The sequence below is a fragment of the Anoxybacillus sp. B2M1 genome, assembly GCF_001634265.1.
In the GTDB taxonomy this organism is placed as follows: domain Bacteria; phylum Bacillota; class Bacilli; order Bacillales; family Anoxybacillaceae; genus Anoxybacteroides; species Anoxybacteroides rupiense.
In genome coordinates, this window is record NZ_CP015435.1 from 2,194,070 (window position 1) to 2,215,003 (window position 20,934).

A 20,934-nucleotide genomic window follows, 5' to 3' on the forward strand; every position below is an offset into this window, starting at 1 on the left:
GAATCTGTTTCAATCCCTCATAGGTAAGATAAAAACTGTTTTGTGTTCGAAACCGGCGAATTTCGCACAACAGGGTTTCAATCCCTCATAGGTAAGATAAAAACAAGCGTGAAATTGATTGCGCCGGTGCCGACACAACAGGTTTCAATCCCTCATAGGTAAGATAAAAACGTTGACACAAATTGAAATGCCTTTTACGTTTGATGATTAGTTTCAATCCCTCATAGGTAAGATAAAAACCGAGTGATTCGCACAAGCTATATTCAAGTACCACGGTTTCAATCCCTCATAGGTAAGATAAAAACTTTGTATATGTAAACATTTATTTTATGAATTTTTTGTTTCAATCCCTCATAGGTAAGATAAAAACCGATTCGTTCACCGCGTGATTCGGGTGGGGTTGCGCTGTTTCAATCCCTCATAGGTAAGATAAAAACATTTCTACCGTCATATTTGCGCTCCTTTCTTAGACAGTTTCAATCCCTCATAGGTAAGATAAAAACGAAGATTAACCCAACAACGCTTCGAGACGATTTCAGTTTCAATCCCTCATAGGTAAGATAAAAACTTAGATTCGCAGCGCGTGTATGGGGCGTATGTAACGCGGTTTCAATCCCTCATAGGTAAGATAAAAACTTCCTAACGCTTTCGCAACCACGGCCATAGATTGAGTTTCAATCCCTCATAGGTAAGATAAAAACCGTCCTGCTTCGTCTGGGATAGATTTTGTGTTCTCAAGTTTCAATCCCTCATAGGTAAGATAAAAACTGTGAAATAAGCGAAGTGATGGCATGAAACGAATTTGTTTCAATCCCTCATAGGTAAGATAAAAACTTTTATCACTTTTTCGTATATAGCGATTACCGTCGGAGTTTCAATCCCTCATAGGTAAGATAAAAACATAAAAATGTCTGGTTGAATCCCCACATATGAAACACAGTTTCAATCCCTCATAGGTAAGATAAAAACGGATTAACGCTACAACCGTTCGTTTTTCACGATTGAGTTTCAATCCCTCATAGGTAAGATAAAAACGAAGTCGTGGAAATCCGTCGCTAAACACGCTACAAGTTTCAATCCCTCATAGGTAAGATAAAAACTCAACAGACTGATTTGTTCCGCAGCTTGTTGAGCCAAGTTTCAATCCCTCATAGGTAAGATAAAAACGCACTGGCCGCTTTTTGTGAGGCCCCGTCAGATTCTCTGTTTCAATCCCTCATAGGTAAGATAAAAACCCTTGATGAGTTGTTATTTGAATTTTTTTCAAGAAAGTTTCAATCCCTCATAGGTAAGATAAAAACGTGAAAAACCGCTTTTTTGGTCAAGATGATCAAGGTGGTTTCAATCCCTCATAGGTAAGATAAAAACGGATGCTCCTCATTGTGACAGGCATTGCAAAGGCTCTCGTTTCAATCCCTCATAGGTAAGATAAAAACATACAAGATGCTTATAATCATCTCATTGGGTTCTTGTTTCAATCCCTCATAGGTAAGATAAAAACTAAATCTTTCACACGGCCTAACTATTGATTCCTGCTTAGTTTCAATCCCTCATAGGTAAGATAAAAACTGAGTGTTTTCGATGACTACCGCCGCTCGAACACCGCTGTTTCAATCCCTCATAGGTAAGATAAAAACATATCTGTTTCACCCCCTTTTCATAGTTTTGAAACAAGTTTCAATCCCTCATAGGTAAGATAAAAACTTGGCTTTCGCTCGTTGGAGTTTTGTTTCGAGCCCAGTTTCAATCCCTCATAGGTAAGATAAAAACTGTCACAAAAATTCACTTAGATTTACGTTGATATGGTTTCAATCCCTCATAGGTAAGATAAAAACTCTTTGGTCGTATTGGGTTGCTTTGCTCAAAAAGCGTTTCAATCCCTCATAGGTAAGATAAAAACCCCAAAAATCATGATAAAAGCAGCAGTTGGAAAATGGATACAATGTCATTATAAACGTATCTTAAAATTCGAGCAATAGCTTCTTTTTCTGATCGCTGTAGGAATTCTGGCGGTTAGAAAATTGTCGTCGATCCCCCGGGTTTTTGACGCTACTGGAGGTCGACGACAGTTTTTCTTTCGTTCATACGTCATCTTTAGGAAAACAAATGAGGATTTTTGAGTTTGCCGAAGCTTGTTAGATTCGGGCTTGCCTTTTCGTCAACGAAGATGGAAATAACGCCATCTTCAGCTCCGCCCACTGTTCCATAAAGCGGCGCTATGGGTCTGCCCGACCGTAGAAAAATTCCAAACGCTCGATCTATGTCAAAATTAACATGTCACATTGCATCTATCTACTTGTTCACTTATAATAATTTATAGCCATGAAAAATTGATAATACGATAGGAAACGCCCTCAAGAAGTTGTAAAATTCTTCATATCCAATATGAGAACAAAAATCGGCTATCTGATATAGATTTTCCAAAATCAGAGCTACCTGATCTGCCGCGCCGATCGGTCGAATTCGTCGAAACCCCAAGATTGACGAATAACCAACAATGTGAATAGGGTGTATGTACATAAAGCGCAAGAACACAGCGCAATATTTCAAAAAAGGATGATCATGGTGGAAGCGCTATTAAATCAAATTCTCGAGAAACTAGTTGAACTTCAATCAGAAATTGACCAGATGAAGACAAAACTGGCAACCAAAGAAGATCTTGCTGCGGTTGCGACAAAAGGAGATCTTATAAGCATTCAACAAGCTATCTTAGAGACCAATCGAATTGTTAAAAACATCGAGCTAAATCAAGAGCGCCACGAGCGTATTTTAGACGTTCTTTCCAAACGTTCCATTGAACATGAGGCAAGATATCAGCGACTTACAGCAAGCGCAGTAAAAGAAAACTAGCGAAAAGTACCGAGACGTTTATCTTGGTGCTTTCTTTTTTATGAGGCTCTGTTACATTTTCGTGTTGATCATTGCGATTCATGAAGGGAAAACCCATTTTTTAGGCTTCCCTTCGTTTGTGTGTGCCTTTACTTTTTAACTTCATAGTGCAGTTCAACGAATTGATTGAAGTTCCTGACACCTTTCAACGAGAGGTTTAATTGATAATCTCCCTCTCTAAATAGAGGAATTCCTGTTCCAAGTAAAATAGGGGCAACTTTCATGATAAATTCATCAACCAATTGATTTTTTATAAAAGAATGTAACAATTCTCCTCCACCCACAAGCCAAATGTTTCTTCCTTCTTGATTTTTAAGTTTATTGGTGAAATGAACCGCATCTTCATTAACAAATTTTACATCTTCTTGATCCTCAAGAGGAGATCTTGTAAATACATAACATGCTTTGTTTTCATATGGGAGTTTTTCTATACCTTGTTTCAGTACCCAATCGTAGGTCCTTTTACCAAATAAAATCGTATCTACCGTTTCATAAAATTCAGAATAACCGTTATCTCCTTCACCTTCGACTTGGAATAGCCAATCAAGAGATTCATCTTTTGTAGCTATATATCCATCTAAACTCGTTGAAATAAATAATACTAATTTTCGTTTTTTCTCCATAAAATTCTCCTCTAATTTAGAATGAATGTTCCATTATTCCGTTGGTTGAATAAAAACGGCAGAACGAGGTTCCCGAGTTTCGTTCATTAATCGACCACCAACGGAAGAGGTTGGAGTAGCATGGCACTTCCCTCATTGATAGACTTATTCCTTTTTAAAAAGCTTTTTTCCATCCAATCCCCGAATGTTTGTTCCTAATGAGATTATACTATAAATTTGGAAAGGTTTCAAATATCAACAATATTTTTTAACAGAGCCTTTTATAAAAAAACAGAAAATACACCAGCCATTTCTTTAAGTCATTTTCATATTTCTAGCGATACTTAAAAGAAAGGATATTTTTAAGGTTGTTGAAACCAACTATAGAAGATGAATGAATACCAACATGTTAGAAAGATGAGCCATATGGCAGCCAACGAAAACTCATGGCGTCAAAAGATCGGCTGAATTATTTACCATTATTCCCCTTTTTAAAGTGGATGTTTCTGATCATTTAAGAAATGATCCAATTTTCATACAAATAATCAGAACCCCCTTAGTTCCAAAACCAAGTTAATCTCACCTTTATACCCATAGCATGATTGTCTTCAAACTCAGATATATTTTGTTAATCATTTTTCATTGATTGGTTCTTTATATTTATTCGTTCTTTCAGTCCACAGGGTACGCATAAATAACGTATCGCTCTGGGGCCGGTCCAACGTAGTGAAACGGATAACATGTTGATAATGTCAAAACCTCTTCCCCTTTAGGGCCTATGACGGAAGTGTCATGTGCTTCAACAATTTCCGCTTTCTTCATTTCGTATTCAAATGTGCCATAAGGCATTTTTACGACAAACCGATCGCCCACTTCCAAATCGCCAAACTTTCGAAACACCGTGTCCCTGTGTCCAGATAAAAGAATTTGTTCATGATCGCCAGGAAAGGCAGTAGAGACGTGATGTCCCACCCCTTTACGCAACATTTCTTCCTCTGTTCCTTCGACAATGGGCAATGTCCCATCAATTTTTGGAATGTATAAGATCCCTATCACATCATGACCCTTCGGTGAAAATTGTTCTCTAGAAACTCGGAAATCTTTCCCTCCTTCTCCCTTCTTTTCATCCACAATCTGTTCTGCTGTTTGTAACGCCTGCTGAGTCGCTTCTTTCGTTTCTAAAATCTGTTGCATAGAAACGAAGATGATGGACAACCCAATCACAATAAAAATCGCAGCCAATCGTTTTCTCATTTGAACTCTCTCCTTGAACAAGAATAAATGCGTTAAAACTCCCCCTCCCCATATAGTTGGGATTTCCACTTAGAAAACTTCCGATACAGGTGTTTTTTAATGTTGAACATATTATAATTGAATTAAAAATAGAACATGTAACTAAAACGACATGTCGTAAGGAGATAGGATATAGATTGTCCAAACGAAAAATCGCTTTCATATTGTCCGTTTTTCTTCTTATCATAATCATGATTCGTTTTCTTTGGATGAGCGCATTCACCATTCCCGATCATCCGACTGCGGAACGTGGGGTGTTAGATTTGCGCGGCTGGGAACCACTCAAGGAGCATAGCTTACCTCTTGATGGAGAATGGGAATTTTTCCCTAACCAATGGTTGATCACAAAACAAGGGAAATCTGTTGTCTCTAGCAAAGAGGTGCAATGGATACGTGTTCCCGGCAACTGGCGCACATCTACCGAAAATGGTCAAGTCTTCGGTTATGGCTCTTATCGTTTACGGATTCTCCTTGATCCACATCAAGAAGCCATCTATGGCATACACATTCCTAGTATCAGCAGCTCAGCAGAAGTGTATGTCAATGGCAAGCTTTTATCTCAGGCGGGAATCCCCGCCTCAGAGAAAGAGAGCTATCAGCCGCGGACCACTCCGCAAACAGTGTATTTCCCTGTGAACCATGCCACTAAAATTGAACTGATTATCCAAGTGGCCAATTACGATCATCCGTTTCGCGCTGGGATTTTGCAATCCGTACACTTAGGGTTGCTTGAACCTCTTTCACAGGAAATCCAGTTTAACACCACGGTAGCGATTATCACTTGTGTCATATACCTCTTCCATGCTTTGTATAGCTTAATCGTCTTCCTTATTGGAAACCGCAATAAAACGTTTCTTTATTTTTCATTGATGATTCTTTGCATCGTCAATGGTACATTGATAGGAAATGGATTGCTATTTCAATGGGTTCCGCTCTCATTTGAATGGAGCATCAAGATCACGTTGCTAACAATGGTGGCTGGTGGGTACACATTATTGAAATGCATTCAGCATTTCTTGCCTGATAAGTTGCAAACAAAAGTACCGCCTTTGTATTATCTTTTGTGCACCATCACTGTGCTCATGATCTTCAGCTTCCCTATATCGATTCATTTAACATGGCAGTGGTACTATATATTCATGATGCTCATTCCTTGTCTGTTAGCTCCTTTGGCTCTGTATCGAGCCACAACCCGAATCAATGATGACAACATCTTTCTGTTTTTGGCGATCATCGCTGCAGTGGGAAGTCTCATTTGGTTCGTGGTCATCTTTATCTTCAGCATTGAGATGAAATCCTATCCTTTCGATCTGATGATTGCTATGATCTGCTTTTCTACCTATTGGTTCAAACAGTATTTTCGTACATTCTCAGAGTCACAAGAGTTGACTAAGAAGCTTCAAAAAGCAGATAAGCAGAAAGATGAATTTTTGACGTCTGTCGCTCACGAGATGCGCAACCCGCTCCACGGCATGATCAACATTTCCCAAGCTGTATTGGAAAACGAAAAGGCCCACCTGAGAGCGAATAGCGCGAAGCATCTTGAGCTGATGGTTAGCATTGGCCGCCATATGTCCACATTATTGGACGCGTTGCTGGATTTGGAACGGTTGAAAGAAAATCGCATCAAAATGAAGCGCCGCCTCCTCTCTCTATATGATGTGACGGAAACTGTACTAGATATGATACGCTTTCTGACAGACGAACAATCAATCCGTCTTGTCAACCGGGTTCCAGCGAATTTGCCGCCGGTTTTTGCCGATGAAAACCGAGTGATTCAAATTTTGTTCAATCTTCTGCATAATGCCGTCAAGTATGCACAAGCTGATGAAGTATCCGTCCATGCCTCTATTCAAGGGGATTGGGTCAATGTCTCTGTTGTCGATACGGGAATCGGAATTCATGAAACCCTCTTGGACACTATTTTTGAACGCTACACGCAAGGAAACGCAGAATCGGCCGCGATGGAAAACGGGGTAGGGCTTGGTCTACATATTTGTAAACAACTCGTCGAGCTTCACGGCGGCACTTTAACTGTCCATTCGACTCCAGGGCAAGGTTCGGTCTTTACGTTTTCGCTCGAGCTCGCTAACACGGAGCATCCTAAGGAAGAGAAGGTTCAGGATTCCACAAAAATTCCGGTGCTTAGCAAAACCGATACAGCGAAGCAACAGCAAGCGCTCGACAAATCGCTTCCAAACCAAGGGAGCGTTCGAATCTTGGCAGTCGATGACGATCCAATTAATTTAAGAATTCTAGAAATCATATTTTCCGAAGCGCCCTATCATGTCGTTTCCGTTACCAGCAGTCAGGAAGCATTGGCGCTGGTCGAATCAGAAGAATGGGATGTAGTGATCGCCGATGTCATGATGCCCTACATGTCTGGCTATGAATTGACGCGAATGATCCGACAGCGTGCCTCTAACTTTGAATTGCCCATTTTGCTTTTGACGGCGAGAAGCCATCCCGAGGACATTGTCGCCGGATTTTTAGCAGGAGCGAACGATTATGTAACCAAACCAATCGAAGGATTGGAATTGAAAGCGCGAGTAAACACTTTGATTCACTTGAAGCAATCGATTCATGAGCGGTTGCGGATGGAAGCCGCATTGCTTCAGGCTCAAATCCATCCTCATTTTCTATTTAATACAATTGACACCATCGCATCATTGAGCACTATCGATCATGACCGAATGATACATTTATTGGTTGAATTCGGAAATTATTTAAGAAAAAGTTTTGACTCGGAAAATTTCCAAAAACTTGTCCCTCTTGAGCATGAACTAGAGTTATTGCGATCGTATCTTTATATTCAAAAAGAACGGTTCGGCGATCGACTCACAATTGATTGGGACATTGATCAACATTTGCATGTACTGATTCCACCACTCATCATTCAACCGTTGGTGGAAAACGCCATTAGACATGGGATTCTTCAGCGTATTCACGGTGGCACTGTTCAAATCCGCATCATCGACCAAGGGAAGCATGTTGAAGTCACTATTGCTGATAATGGTGTCGGCATGACTGAAGAAGAAATACGAAAAATTCTTCACACTACTTGTCAAACAAAAGGCATCGGCATTTACAATACCAATTGGCGTCTCAAACAATTATTTGGAGAAGAGCTTCACATAAAGAGCACTCCGGGAGAAGGAACCACTATTTTCTTTAAAATACCCAAAACATAAAGCATGTGATTCGAAGCTCTTATTTTTTAAGCAGTCCCTAGATCCATGGTTCACTTTCTGGGGACTGCACCAAAATTTTACGGTAACAAGGCTATGGATGAAGCCCCTCGTCACCTAATAACGACTCTCTCTTCTATTAAAGCGGATCATTGTCCTCTTTCCAGATGTGGTACCATGTTTTGATTGTCGCCGGCGGATCCATTTCATATTCTTCTTTGAGCATCTGCTTTAAATTCATATATTGCTGAATGACCGCTTTACGGTCTCCTAATTTATTATACAACTGCATGAGCTCAAAATAGCTGTCTTCCATGAACGGATAATAGTCCTGAATCCGATGACAAAGGGCTATAGCGCCAATATAATCTTTTTTCGCCAATAAAAAGTCTGTCACCTTTCGAATGTGGTGCAGCCAGAGGGCGCGAAGTCGCTCCCGTTCGCTTTCTGCCCATAAATAGCCAGATTCGGCCAAATAATCCCCACCGTACAGATCTAAAATTTCCCGATGTTGGTCAAGAGTCGCTTCTGTCATGATAGGCTGTTCATTGATTCGTCGCTCCCATTCGTCCACATCCAATCGAATTCCATTTAAATCCAATTTATAACTATGGTTAAAACTAACAATGGTGATATGAATCCCCGCTTTTTTTAATGCTTGACGAATCTGATAGACGGTTGAGTATAGCTGAGTGACGCTTTTCTCATAATCGATATCCGGCCACAACTGATCTATAATCGCTGCTTTATGGACAGGATTGTGACGATGATGGATGAGAAACGAAAATAACTCTTTGGCTTTGGTTGTCCGCCAATGCACATCCAAAAAGTAGGAAGGTTTATGCGTCTGTTTAAATCGTAATGATTGAAAACAGCACACCATGACATCCTGATTTGGGGAATGGAAGGGCTGTTTTACTACCAGCTCCTTTTTTAGACGGCGTATCGTCTCGTTCAATCTCTCCCGTTGCACCGGTTTTACTAAATAATCGACTGCATTTAATTCAAAAGCCTCTACCGCATACTCCCGATAGGCGGTTACAAAAACGACTTTCGTGCGAGGCAAAACCGTTTGAATTTTTTCTGCCATTTCTATGCCATTGAGCTCTGGCATTTCTACATCAAGGAAAACAACATCTGGCTGCTTCTGTACAATCGCTTCAAAGGCTTGGCGAGGATCACTAAACTTCCCTACAAGTTGAATTCCTTCATTCCCTGTGATTAGTTTGGCAAAGCGATCAAGAATTAATGGTTCATCATCGACCAAAATAACGCGCATGTCATCCTCTTCCTTTCCAACGCGGATGGTCCGTTGTCTAAACGAAGTCATCGCTTAATTTCATTGCCATAAACCGATATGATAGTGGTATTTTTTATAAAGAGGCTGCCACACGAGTTGATCTTTGGCAGCCTCTCTTTATAAACTTATCTCTGTTTTCCTTTTTTCTTCATGAGCAGCAAGAGCCCTGCAAGAAGCAGGATCGCTCCTATGAACAGACCATTAAACATGGAAGTGGCTGTGTTTGGCAAGGTCTCTCCCGCTTTTATTCCTTCAGCGTGGTTCGAACCGTAGGAAGCTTGATGATCTTGAGGGTCCACGGGCGGGCCAAGATTCCCTGGTCGATCTATTTTTTCTCCTGTGAGCTCTTGTTTTTCATTTGTCACAATAACCTGTACCACTTTATCCGGGCTGAGCGGAATCGTAAATGATACTGGTGTTGTGCGTAGCTGGTAACCTTTAGGAGCCTTGGTTTCAACGAATTGATACACACCTGGCTTTAAATCGTTCACCAACAGTTTTCCTTCCCTGTTCGTGGTCAATCCTTTTTGCAAGATGTTCCCTTTGTCATCACGAAGATCAAACACGGCGCCAGCTAAAGTGTACCCGTGATTCTGTTGATCCACTTTGGTCAACTGGACGGCCCCTGAAATCAATTCATTTTGCGCCACGATGGACAATGTGATCGTTTGACCTTTTTCAATGGTAAACATAATGGGGGTACTGTCCAATTGATAATGTTTAGGAGCTTTCGTTTCAATGAATTGATATCGTCCCGGTTTTAAATCATGGACAACCAATTTTCCTTCGTCGTTGGTGGTTAACCCTTTCAATAATACGTCACCCGATGCACTTTCTAAACGATACTCTGCTCCCTTCAGTCTTTTTTCGTTGTTTTCCTTGTCTACTTTCATGAGCTCCACGGATCCTGTGCTCACTCTGTTTTCCATTTGTTTCACAATTGTTTCCACTTGCCCTTTTTCAATAGTGAAAGAAATCGGTGTTTGATCTATATCATACCCAAAAGGAGCTTTCGTTTCCACAAATTGATAATTACCTGGCTTTAAGCCCGTCACTGTTAATGTTCCTTCATGATCGGTCACCAGCCCTGTTCGCAAGGTGTTGCCTTTATCATCCTGAAGCTCAAACACCGCACCGGCTAATCTCAGCTGGCGGTTATCGCGGTCTACTTTGATGAGCTGCACAGATCCCGTCATCAGTTCATTTTCTGCACTGACTTCCACAATAGTAGAATCGCCCTGATGAATGGTGAAAGGAATCGGTGTCGGATTCAATTGATAACCAAAAGGGGCTTCCGTTTCTATAAATTGGTATGATCCCGGCGCCAATCCAGTCACTAGCAGTTTTCCAGCATGGTTGGTAGTCAATCCTTTTTGTATCGTGTTGCCCTTGCTGTCCTGCAAGTCAAACACCGCACCTGGCAAAGGAGCTCTCTTATTATCTAGATCGACTTTGGTTAATTCTACCTGGCCATTGATGATTCCGCCCTGATCAGGTACTCTCACATTGTAGGCGGTGACTTTAACTGCTTCGGTTTGTTGATCCACGATAGTAAATGGAATCGGTTCGCTTTGTTTTCGATATCCATAGGGAGCGCTAATTTCAATAAATTGATATTCCCCAGGTTCAAGCTGATCTTGATAGATAATCCCTTGCCCATCGGTTGTAAAACGAGCGATAGCTTCATAAGCTTCACCATTTTTTTTCTGCAGTTCAAACACGGCGCCGCCCAATCTTTTTTCTGAATCTTTATCCACTTTTGTCAGCTCTACCGCTCGCATCATTTTTTTGTTTTCGACGACTACTGGTATTAATTCACTATTTACATTCACCGTTCGCTGATCGGCAATACCGACAAAATATCCTTCCGGCGCTTTTGTTTCCTTCAGAATATAATCGCCATAAAGCAAGTTGCTAAATTGAACCTTGCCGTCTTCGCCAGTCGTAGCAGTTTTTAAGGCGATTTGGCCGCTTTGGTCATATAATGTGAATTCCGCTCCTTCTAGCGGCTCTTTGCTATCGGCATCAATTTTGGAAATCTCAAGGCCGCCAATTTCTCCATCAATGCCTCCGCCCATGCCAGAGAGATTAATAGCGACGCGTCGTGAATCATCCGTCGGCACACTTTTCGTTTCATCCCCATTAAAATGCGCGTCATTGCTAATATTTCCATCGCCCTTATACAAAATATACGTATCATATTCGAGAATATACGGACGCTCAATTTTATCTAGGAATTTCAAGGTGAATGTTTCCGTATCATCCTCATTGGTTTGGAAATTAAGTGAATAATCGACACCTTCGGTTAACGCCTCGCCTTTTACAATGTTGTTTTCTGTCACAATGGTTTCGTAAAGTGTAAAGGTATCTTTGAGAAACGCTTGGTTTTTACTCGGCGTATCGACTAAAGATACATTGGATACGGTCGATTGCGTAAAATTGATATCGACTTTCCAATGGGCGATTCGCGGATTATTTTGATCTTGATTAACATCTTTTTTTGTGTATTCTCCGCCGCGAGTCGGTTTGACCGACGCGGTTAATTCGAGATCATCCTTTCCCTCACTTTTAACAATGGCTTTGTTCTGGTATTCCGCAAAAACCAATTGGTTGTTGAGATTCGTTTGAAAGGTGATAAGATACGGCGAATCGATGTCGCCCAGTTTCACCTGGAATCCTGGTTCACCATTAGGGCCATTAATCTCGACAACTTCGTACTCATCTTGAGCAAGCTCGGCTCCCTTTTCGTAACCATTGGCGCCGCCCGTTAATTCCATATGGAAAACGCGAACAGACTCTAAATCGAAATTTTGAGCCCCTTGAATGATATCTTCCACTACGACATCTTTTAATGTGGCTTTGTTGTAGTTAACCCCAATCGTCCAATCGATCGCTTTCGTTTCAAGGTTGTATGAACCGGATTTAAACCCGTTGTTTTTTGTATAGTTATCCGGATTGAAAACAGCTTCTGCTTCTTTTTCTCCCGATCCATTGTTACCGTCTGCGTCCCAAGTCAATTGGGCGCTGTTTGTGAAGCTCCCATTTGCTTCTGGCTGCACGTTATCGAAATCGATCTCCGTTTTGTACGTGATCACGACTCTTTGATCGATCGGCTGCAAAAAGTCAATCGTTAACTTCCCATCTTCAAACTTCCACTCGTAATCTTCTTCCGCTTGCAACGATTGCCCGCCATGTGTCACCACAATATCTTTCGGGGTAAATCCGGCCGGCAATGTATCCACTACCTGCACATTTTCCATGTGATATTCGTCGCCATTGATTGTGATCGTCCAACCTGTTTCTTTCCCATCATAATTGGTTTGGCCGCCATTATGAGATTTGTGGAAAATTTGTTGGGAAATTGGACGAGAAGCCGTCTTTTCATGATCAAATTCGTCTCGCACCGTATTGGTCAGTGTAAGTCCTTGTTCAACACGTTCCGAAGCTTTTGTTTTGTACGTAATTTTATAGGCTTTATGAAGCGCTTTTCCAAAATCAAGGACAAATCCGTCTGGATTAGAAGTAACCGAAAAATCGTCAATTTTTCTTTGTTCTCCTTCCTGTCCTGTATCCGGGTCAATGTCGACTTCAAAAACTTCAATCCCGTCTTTGGCTTCTGTTGTGTAAACGAGTTCATGGCCTTCTCCAAAAATATCGGTCAACTTCGCTTGGTTGGCCGCAATTTCTTTTTCATCGTAATTATATTTAATTTCCCAAGTGACCATTTGCGTGCTTGAATCATAACCAGATGCTCTTTTATCCAATGGTTGGCCGCGCGTCACACCAACGCTTGTTTCTGAAGAGACATCCTCCATACCATCACCGAACAAGGTCACTTTATTTTTATAAGAAGTTCCTGTATCTCCCGGTGCGATTTTCGTTTGATAAACGATCCGATAGGCGGAATCAATCGTTCCTAACTCCAATGGAAATTGCGATCCAAATCCATGATTGGTCAGCTCTTCCGTCTTGCTTTCATCAATGCTTCCATCTGTCCGCATCGCCAATTTGTAAACTTTTATCGAACCTGGGACAAAGGCGTGGTTCCCTTCTGTTTCATCTTGAACGATCGCATTTTCAATGGTTTGTAAATTTTTATTGAGATCGACTGTCCAAGTAATTGTTTCCGTATTATAACTTTTATTCGCAACGCCGCTTTTATGAATCGCTTCTGCATTCCTAGGAATCAAGGTGACCGGATAATCGATGGAAACCCCTTCTGAAATTGGAAACGAAATCACCTGTTCCGCTTCCCCGCTATAATGCGAATCAAATTCCGACCATAACTCGACAAAACCGCTAATGTTTGAATTTTCCGAAATATTTTCATTAAAGGTGATCACAACTTCCCCTTGGTTGTTGATCACAAAGCTGGCATACTCCACGTCTTGTGGCGTACGAAGAGGGACAGGTTCAGGGTTTGGCGGCACATTAAACACATCGGGAACATGAATGGTAAATGTGGAGCCTGCGCCATAGTCGTGGTTGTTCGGCAATGCGAATGAGTAGTGAATTCTCACTTTAAACTGGTCGTACGGATTGTCTACTCGAATTTCTTCACCCGGCGCTAATAGGCGCTCCGCTTCATCTTCATTCCGTTGATACAATTTCACGTCGGTAATAATGTTTTCCGTTATCGCTTCTGAAGAAGATGCCGACGATTTTTCCGCCTGATTTTCAGTGGTTTCTGCCTCATTCTCTTTGCCATCATCACCGGATGGATTCGCCGCCGTTGTCTCATTCAAATCCTTTTCCGATTCCATGGCTTTTTTTTCTCCATCCAGTTCTTGCTCCTTATCCATCTCTTGAAGAGGGACTGGAATGATGACTTGGCGGTCGTCAAGCGCAAAAGAAACCGGAATGTTTTTTTGATCGCCAACGGCATCCTGTTTCAGTACGGATTGTATAGTCAATGTTCCTTGAGCCTCTTCAATATGCTGGGCTTCGTTAAAAGTGATAGTGACTGTACCATCCATGGTTGCTTGGAAGGTGCCAACGGTCACATTGTCGTTAGAAACAAGCGAGCCGTTTTGTTCCTGCTGAATCTTGAGTTCTTTGGGCAAACCAAACGATTGTCGCTCTCCGGCTTTGAACTCCGCCCCGGATAACTTCCAATGATAGCGGAGCTGTAACGACTCATCCACTGCGACACGGCGATCCGGATATCGTGTTGAATCAATCTCCTTTCCTTTTTGGTTGAACATCTTCACATCAACAAGTACCAATTTTTCTTTTCCTTTGTCTTCAGCGCCAACAGGCAGCCCTAAATGACTAAAAAAACTTGTTAAAAAAAAGACAAGCGTTAAAACAGCAATACTTACTTTTCTTTTCCTCATTCTCGCCTCTTCATCCTTTCTATACTTTACTGCATTCGTTTGAGTGGCGGGACTCCGCCCGCCTTCCCAGCTAATGGACCATTCCCGTCTCTCAACACAATATTCGCCCCATTGCCACAGGTCGAATATTTACAGTGTAACTGGATATTCTATACAATTTCTGAACATAAAAAATAATCATTCATCTTTTATTTTCCCAGCAAAAACAAAAAGCCGCCTATGCGCGGCAAACACATACTTCCAATCAAAATCGTTTCATCAGCAAATTTATAATATTTTACAACTGCCCATTTTTTAGAAATCCCATTACTTCCATTTTTGAGCATCCTTCTTCTTTTCATTATGGAGCGGCTATCAAAGATCCTATAACCGCTGTTTGCAGCATAGCCACGATCATGATGCTTGCTTTGACACGAGTTGGCCACAAATTAAGAACCCATTCGAATTCGAATGGGTTCCGTAGTTTTAAAGGCAGATCAAGTTTTTATCATTGGTCTGGGTAAAGGTTATTCTATTGTTTTTAAAGGTATTTGAGATAACTTCCATTATTTTCGAACAGGCTCAAACGTAACTCGTTGAATGTTTTAAAGGGCGTTTTAGCTGAGCAAGTTATTTCAAAAAAATTAATGCTTTCTTGAATTCTTCAAGTCTAAGTCTATATCAACTTAACCACAGGCCGAAAAACATTTATTCACTAGCACCTGTATATTACGCAGATTGCGAACATGGTATGGACTACAAAGCCAACAGCAAGGGAGACATTTGGGGAAATGACAATCAACATGGAGCGAAAGCATGTAGCAGACATTTAGTAAAGGAAGCTGACTTACAATATGCAATCTTACATGATCTCAAAACACTTGCATCCTCACTGAGCAGTGCTCCTCCCATACATTCTAGAAAAGAAAAAAAGAGAATCAGAAAAGCAAATGAAATTCCTACCGAAAAAAATCGAATGATCGCAATCAAAAAAGAAGAAAACTCTGAACTTATTAGTGGATGAGATCATTTCAAAAGAAGAATATGGAGAATTCATTAATGGACATGAGTAAAAAAAATCGATGATTTATCGCTTCGAGAATTGAGACAGTCACTCGAGGCAATTAATCGTATTGAAATAAGAGGCTGTCTCAAAAGGTCGTTAAACCGACCTTTTGGGGACAGCCTCTGTTTCTTTTCTTTACTATTTGGTTATTTATTCCTTTTTTTGAAACGAGAATTTCTCCTTATTTCTGAATTTGATCCTGTTTTTTCTTTGTTGGATCGGTTGTGGCCGCCCACTTTCTCAAATTGTGAGCAGCACAAATAAGCCCCCATTCCAAGGTGATTTTTGGGAGCCCTCTTAACAAAAAGCGCTGAAATTGCTGGTTGTGCTTGATTTGCCCAAACACCGGCTCGTTTTCGATTTGTCGTTTTCGGTACGTCGCCGCCCCTTCTTCCGTGGACAGCCGTTTACGGATCTCTTGCCGTTGTTGTTGATTTTTCAAGGAAACGCGGATGGTGTTCGTGTCTTTGCCTTTGGCGCATGTCGCCTGAAACGGGCATCCGGCACAAGCCGTACAACGATACGTCCGTTTGACGGTAACGTACCCGTTGTCGGTCGTTTCCTTCCGTTCATACCCAAACACCAACCGTTCCCCTTTAGCGCAAATCCACTCATCCAGCTCCTCATCATACGTCATGTTCTCGATTCGGCCGATCTCCTTCGCCCACGCTTTCGTTTGTTCCCGATCCAACGTGTTGTACTTGATCAGGGCGACGATCTCCTTTTTCTCACAGTACGTGTAGTTCTCCTCACTCCCATAGGCGGCCAATTGCTCCAAATGCGGAATGAAACATCCGGCATCCCCTGCCCGTTGATGCACGCTAAATCCAGTGATGAATGGGTTCTCTGTCCCGATCTGCCCATTGTACCCCGGTTTGAGCTGGCCGTTTTTCATATGGTCGTCCTTCATCCGCATAAACGTGGCATCCGGATCCGTTTTCGAAAAACTGTTCCGTTCGCCTAATCTTTCTTTGCATTCTTCATATTTTTTCTTACGGGGGAGAAGATCTTGTTCTAATTGCTGTTTGGCTTTCTTTAACGTACGATTCTTCGGCTCTTTCTTTAGGCGCTCTTCCACTTGTTCGATGACGGCTTCGATCCTTTCGGACGTGATCGGTGAAGCTTCCAGCTTTTCTTGAAAATCCCCCTCTTGTTCCGCCTCTTCATCTTCTTTCGTCACCTGTTCGATCGAGGCAACGATTTTCCGGAATTTCTCCTCCAGTTTCTGATCGTACTTTTCCGTTGATTTGCGCCAAACGAATGTATATCGGTTGGCATTGGCCTCGATTTTCGTTCCATCCAGAAAATAATCCTCTAACTTGACCAACCCTTCTTGACGCAGAAGATCGACAATGGAGAAAAACGTTTCGTAAAGGATGTCCTTCATCCGTTCCGACCGAAATCGGTTGATCGTGCGAAAATCCGGTGTTTGATGGCCGGATAGCCACATAAAGTAAATGTTTTCTTTCAACTGCTTAGCGATTTGGCGAGAGGAGTAGATCCGATTGGCATAGGCATACAGGATGACTTTCAACATCATTTTCGGATGATAGGCTGGACGCCCTCCGCCAGGATAGAGGGAAACGAACAGAGCCGGATCCATTTTTTCCACTGCCAGATCCACAATCCGGCAAAGATGATGTTTGGGAATGAAAATTTCAAGATCCATTGGCAAAATGAGTTGATCTCGATTATAATAAGTGTACATAAGAAAACCGTCCTTTCTTTGGTAGGGTTGTGGTGACTCTATTATACCAAAAGAGGAACGGTTTTCTTCTTTTTTATCCAAAAAAGTGTCCCAAAAACGAACGCTATGCGAACACTTTTGGGACATCCTCATTCTTCAACTCTCTTTATCAACGCACAGCACTCCACATGATTCGTATGCGGGAACATGTCGACAGGCTGGATTTCGAGTGTTTGGTAGCCGCCATCTTCGAGAATGCGCAAATCGCGCGCTAATGTCGCTGGGTTGCAGGAAACGTAGACGACTCGCTTCGGCTTCATGGCAATGATCGTTTGTAAAAGGGCTTCATCGCATCCTTTGCGCGGCGGATCGACAACGACGCAATCGGCTTGTACGCCTTGTTCATACCAGTGCGGAATGACCGTTTCTGCTTCTCCGCCAGCAAACTCTGCATTGGTGATGCCATTGAGCTTAGCGTTCCGTTTCGCGTCTTCAATCGCCTCTGGCACCATTTCGACTCCATACACTTTTTTCGCCTTTTTGGCCAAGAAAAGCGAGATGGTGCCAATGCCACAATAAGCATCGATCACCGTTTCCTCTCCCGTTAATTGCGCGTACTCGAGCGCCTTTTCGTACAACACCCTCGTTTGTTCCGGATTCACCTGATAGAAGGAGCGGGCGGAAATGGCAAATTGAATGCCGCCAATATCATCATAAATATATTCTGCTCCCCACAATACGTTCGTTTCATCCCCCATAATCACATTGGTGCGTTTTGGATTGATGTTTTGGATGATAGATTTCACGTTCGGCACCTGTTCCGCAATGGCTTGTACGATTTTCTTTTTATGGGGCAGCTCCCTCGTACGCGTAATGAGGACCACCATGACCTCCTTCGTTGCCGCTCCATAACGCGCCATAATATGGCGAAGCGTCCCGCGATGCGTAGCTTCATCATATGGCTCAACTCCATAAGCCTCACAGATGCTTTTGACCGTCTGCACCACCACATCGTTCATTTCCTGCTGGATTAGACATGCTTGCATATCAATAATGTCATGGGTGCGCTGCTGATAAAATCCAGCGACAAGCCCTCCATCGCGCTCGCCAACCGGGACTTGAGCTTTGTTGCGATAGCGCCACGGGTCCTTCATCCCCAGTACAGGATGAATGGTCACATTCGTGATTTTTCCGATGCGCGTCATCACTTCTTGAACATGCTTATGCTTAGCTTTTAACTGCCCTTCATAGCTTAAATGCTGAAGCTGGCAGCCGCCGCATTGTTTATAAATCGCACAGGGAGCGTCGATGCGGTCCGGGCTCGGCTGATATAGCTCGACTAAACGGCCATAGCCATAGCCTTTTTTCACTTTAATGACTTTAATTTTTGCCCGTTCTTCCGGCAGCCCGTTTGCGACAAAAATCGGGAAGCCGTCGACTTTCGCAACCCCCGCGCCATCATGTGTTAAATCTTCAAACACAACGTCATAATACTCGTTTTTTTTCACTGGTGCTTCTATCTTTGCCATCGTTCCTACTTCCTTTTCATGAGCATGCTGCACTGATTGTATCATACGATCTAGCTGAACACAAAAAGAGAACAGGATTTCCGCTCAAAATCCTGCTCTCATTTGCTCTGCTTTTTCCTTCGGGACAAATACCTCCAAGTGGCGGTACAAGTTGACAAATTCTCCTGGAAGCATGCCGCCGTATTCACCGTCTAAATTCAGCTGCATATGATTCGGAGTGGTCACCTTAATCCGGTTTGCCTTTGTATAAATTAAATGCGGATCGTTAATATGCTCTCCTCTTGAAGCCAGTGTAACCACACGAATAAATTCGGCAAGGTTCGTTTTCTTTAAAATAATTAAATCGAACATGCCATCATTTAACGATGAATCAGGAGCAAGCTTTTCAAATCCGCCGACGGAGTTCGTCAAGGAAACGAGAAACAGCATGATTTCCCCTTCATATACCTTGCCATCATACTCAATTCTCGCTTCAGCCGCGCGAATGGACGGCAGCATTTCGATCCCTTTTAAATAATAGGCGAGCTGGCCCAGCATTGTTTTTAGCTTGCTCGGCACTTCATACGTCAATTCGGTCAAACGTCCTCCTCCGGCAATATTAATAAAGTAGCGCGTTTTTTCTTCAATGATGACTGAGCCAATGTCAATCGACACGGCTTCGCCATTGATAATGACATCACAGGCTCCTTCAATGGAGCGAGGAACGCCAATCGCACGGGCAAAATCGTTCGTTGTTCCAACCGGAATGATGCCAAGCTGAGGACGATAGTCTTGATTGGCAATCCCATTGACGACTTCATGAATCGTTCCATCTCCTCCGGCGGCGATGACAAGATCAAAGCGGCGCTCGACGGCTTGTTTTGCCGCTTCTGTGGCATCGCCAGCGCCGGTTGTCGCATGACAGGACGTTTCATATCCGGCTTCCTCTAGACGAATTAAAACATCGGGCAGATGCTTTCTAAACAATTCACGGCCTGAGGTAGGATTATAAATGATTCTTGCTCGTTTCATATCCCATCATCCTAGTTCATGTTTTAGTCGATTCCACTATTTAACATAATAGCGGAAGAAACAAATAGATGCAATTTTTCCGCTTGTCTATTTTGATGTATTCCTTCGGCGCAACATTATATCAAAAAGCAGGCATCAACTCAATGAATGACCTGTACGGAAGCCTGTTCAATATCAAACAGCTGCAAGCGATGTTCTCCCTTTCCCACTTGCACGCTTCCTTTGGTGGGCTGTTCAGGTGTTTCTTGTTGAGAAGTTTCGATGTCTTTTTTCCAAGCCACATTGCCATCCTCTAAGCTCCCACGAACGGCTGCCGTCACTAACAGATTGGCGCTGCTCTCCACCTCAACGGCCACACTGCTTGCGTTTGAAACCGTCCAATCAGCGGCAAGCTGACGCGGAGCCATGCGCATTTCGTTGTGGGTGCCGCGCACTTCAAGAGGGATATGGGCCGGTACAACGACAGTTGGCGATAATTCTCCTCCTGTATAAAACCATCCCCTCTGTTTCGGCAAGTTTTTGATGATCACATACATCGTGTCCCCCGCTAACTGGATCGCAACATAATCAGCTGGTTTTTTCACGTCATGAGACGAAGCGGATTGATAGGTACCAAAAATATGAACGCTCTTGGCGCTGCTCCCTTCGACCACAACAGGGTCGGGGCCTGTTTGCAGGACAATCCGCTTGATGTCCGGCGCCACTTGATGGCGGGCATCCGGCAACTGAAAGACGCGCATTTTGCCGCTGGCCGCCGCGCGGATTTCCCCCAATAGACCTGTTGAAGAAAGCAGAAAAAGGGCAATGGCGAAGAAGCCAAGCAGGCCGATAAATACAATACTGAAAAGATCATATTTAACAAATGTATTCTCTCGTTTTGTAAAATAAAGATAGATCAGAATTTCCAGGCCGAGCAATATGAGCAGAAATGGCCACCAGCCCATAAAAATATCAGTCGCCTCCACTCGCTTCCATTGCGCCAAAAACAACGCAAAGCCCAGCAAAATAAGCGAGGCCCCCATCGATACCGTTCCAACACGCCACGTTCTCATGT

The 20,934-nt window shown here is 42.7% G+C and carries 11 protein-coding genes and 1 CRISPR repeat array (1 of these 12 running past the window's edge); of the genes, 3 read left to right on the forward strand and 8 right to left on the reverse strand.

Features of this window, described 5'->3' with window-relative positions; translation table 11 throughout:
• Window positions 1-1,900: direct repeats of the CRISPR family, unit length 30 nt; unit sequence GTTTCAATCCCTCATAGGTAAGATAAAAAC (it extends 329 nt beyond the left edge of the window).
• 662 nt (window positions 1,901-2,562) lie between these two features.
• Complete coding sequence (locus tag GFC28_RS10640; RefSeq protein WP_044746206.1) at window positions 2,563-2,850, forward strand: hypothetical protein; 288 nt, start codon at window positions 2,563-2,565, stop codon at window positions 2,848-2,850.
• Window positions 2,851-2,978: 128 nt separating this feature from the next.
• Here the strand turns inward: GFC28_RS10640 and GFC28_RS10645 are convergent, their stop codons facing one another.
• Together GFC28_RS10645 and GFC28_RS10650 are read right to left on the reverse strand one after the other, a co-directional pair.
• Window positions 2,979-3,512, reverse strand: coding sequence for a dihydrofolate reductase family protein (locus tag GFC28_RS10645; RefSeq protein WP_044746207.1), 534 nt, complete (start codon window positions 3,510-3,512; stop codon window positions 2,979-2,981).
• Window positions 3,513-4,163: 651 nt separating this feature from the next.
• Window positions 4,164-4,745, reverse strand: a complete 582-nt coding sequence (locus GFC28_RS10650; RefSeq protein WP_044746208.1) for a class D sortase — start codon at window positions 4,743-4,745, stop codon at window positions 4,164-4,166.
• Window positions 4,746-4,921: 176 nt separating this feature from the next.
• Between GFC28_RS10650 and GFC28_RS10655 the strand changes: the two genes are divergently transcribed.
• Window positions 4,922-7,975: a hybrid sensor histidine kinase/response regulator gene (locus GFC28_RS10655; protein WP_044746209.1), complete on the forward strand. Its 3,054-nt coding sequence runs from the start codon at window positions 4,922-4,924 to the stop codon at window positions 7,973-7,975.
• 136 nt (window positions 7,976-8,111) lie between these two features.
• Here GFC28_RS10655 and GFC28_RS10660 read toward each other — a convergent pair whose 3' ends face one another.
• On the reverse strand, window positions 8,112-9,251 hold the full coding sequence (locus GFC28_RS10660; protein WP_044746210.1) for a response regulator: 1,140 nt from the start codon (window positions 9,249-9,251) through the stop codon (window positions 8,112-8,114).
• A gap of 146 nt (window positions 9,252-9,397) precedes the next feature.
• Window positions 9,398-14,608, reverse strand: a complete 5,211-nt coding sequence (locus tag GFC28_RS10665; RefSeq protein WP_044746211.1) for a SpaA isopeptide-forming pilin-related protein — start codon at window positions 14,606-14,608, stop codon at window positions 9,398-9,400.
• A 730-nt stretch (window positions 14,609-15,338) separates the two neighbouring features.
• On the opposite strand from GFC28_RS10665, the gene GFC28_RS10670 reads away from it, so the two are divergent.
• Window positions 15,339-15,611, forward strand: a complete 273-nt coding sequence (locus GFC28_RS10670) for a hypothetical protein (protein WP_044746212.1) — start codon at window positions 15,339-15,341, stop codon at window positions 15,609-15,611.
• A gap of 223 nt (window positions 15,612-15,834) precedes the next feature.
• Here GFC28_RS10670 and GFC28_RS10675 read toward each other — a convergent pair whose 3' ends face one another.
• From GFC28_RS10675 to GFC28_RS10690, 4 genes are all read right to left on the reverse strand, one after another.
• A complete protein-coding gene (locus GFC28_RS10675; protein ID WP_066329555.1) occupies window positions 15,835-17,361 on the reverse strand; it encodes an IS1182 family transposase in 1,527 nt (508 codons plus the stop codon).
• Window positions 17,362-17,489: 128 nt separating this feature from the next.
• Entirely contained in the window at window positions 17,490-18,869 is a 1,380-nt protein-coding gene (gene rlmD / locus GFC28_RS10680) for a 23S rRNA (uracil(1939)-C(5))-methyltransferase RlmD (protein WP_044741390.1), read from the reverse strand.
• Between the two features lie 84 nt (window positions 18,870-18,953).
• Complete coding sequence (locus GFC28_RS10685) at window positions 18,954-19,880, reverse strand: diacylglycerol kinase (RefSeq protein ID WP_044741389.1); 927 nt, start codon at window positions 19,878-19,880, stop codon at window positions 18,954-18,956.
• A gap of 140 nt (window positions 19,881-20,020) precedes the next feature.
• On the reverse strand, window positions 20,021-20,932 hold the full coding sequence (locus GFC28_RS10690; protein ID WP_052660891.1) for a hypothetical protein: 912 nt from the start codon (window positions 20,930-20,932) through the stop codon (window positions 20,021-20,023).
• Between the last annotated feature and the right edge of the window lie 2 nt (window positions 20,933-20,934).

Bases quoted from the DNA above. Each gene is read 5' to 3' on its own strand.
- GFC28_RS10640 (WP_044746206.1), top strand. From the start codon at position 2,563: ATGGTGGAAGCGCTATTAAATCAAATTCTCGAGAAACTAGTTGAACTT.
- GFC28_RS10645 (WP_044746207.1), bottom strand. From the start codon at position 3,512: ATGGAGAAAAAACGAAAATTAGTATTATTTATTTCAACGAGTTTAGAT.
- GFC28_RS10650 (WP_044746208.1), bottom strand. From the start codon at position 4,745: ATGAGAAAACGATTGGCTGCGATTTTTATTGTGATTGGGTTGTCCATC.
- GFC28_RS10660 (WP_044746210.1), bottom strand. From the start codon at position 9,251: ATGCGCGTTATTTTGGTCGATGATGAACCATTAATTCTTGATCGCTTT.
- GFC28_RS10665 (WP_044746211.1), bottom strand. From the start codon at position 14,608: ATGAGGAAAAGAAAAGTAAGTATTGCTGTTTTAACGCTTGTCTTTTTT.
- GFC28_RS10670 (WP_044746212.1), top strand. From the start codon at position 15,339: ATGGACTACAAAGCCAACAGCAAGGGAGACATTTGGGGAAATGACAAT.
- GFC28_RS10675 (WP_066329555.1), bottom strand. From the start codon at position 17,361: ATGTACACTTATTATAATCGAGATCAACTCATTTTGCCAATGGATCTT.
- rlmD (WP_044741390.1), bottom strand. From the start codon at position 18,869: ATGGCAAAGATAGAAGCACCAGTGAAAAAAAACGAGTATTATGACGTT.
- GFC28_RS10685 (WP_044741389.1), bottom strand. From the start codon at position 19,880: ATGAAACGAGCAAGAATCATTTATAATCCTACCTCAGGCCGTGAATTG.
- GFC28_RS10690 (WP_052660891.1), bottom strand. From the start codon at position 20,932: ATGAGAACGTGGCGTGTTGGAACGGTATCGATGGGGGCCTCGCTTATT.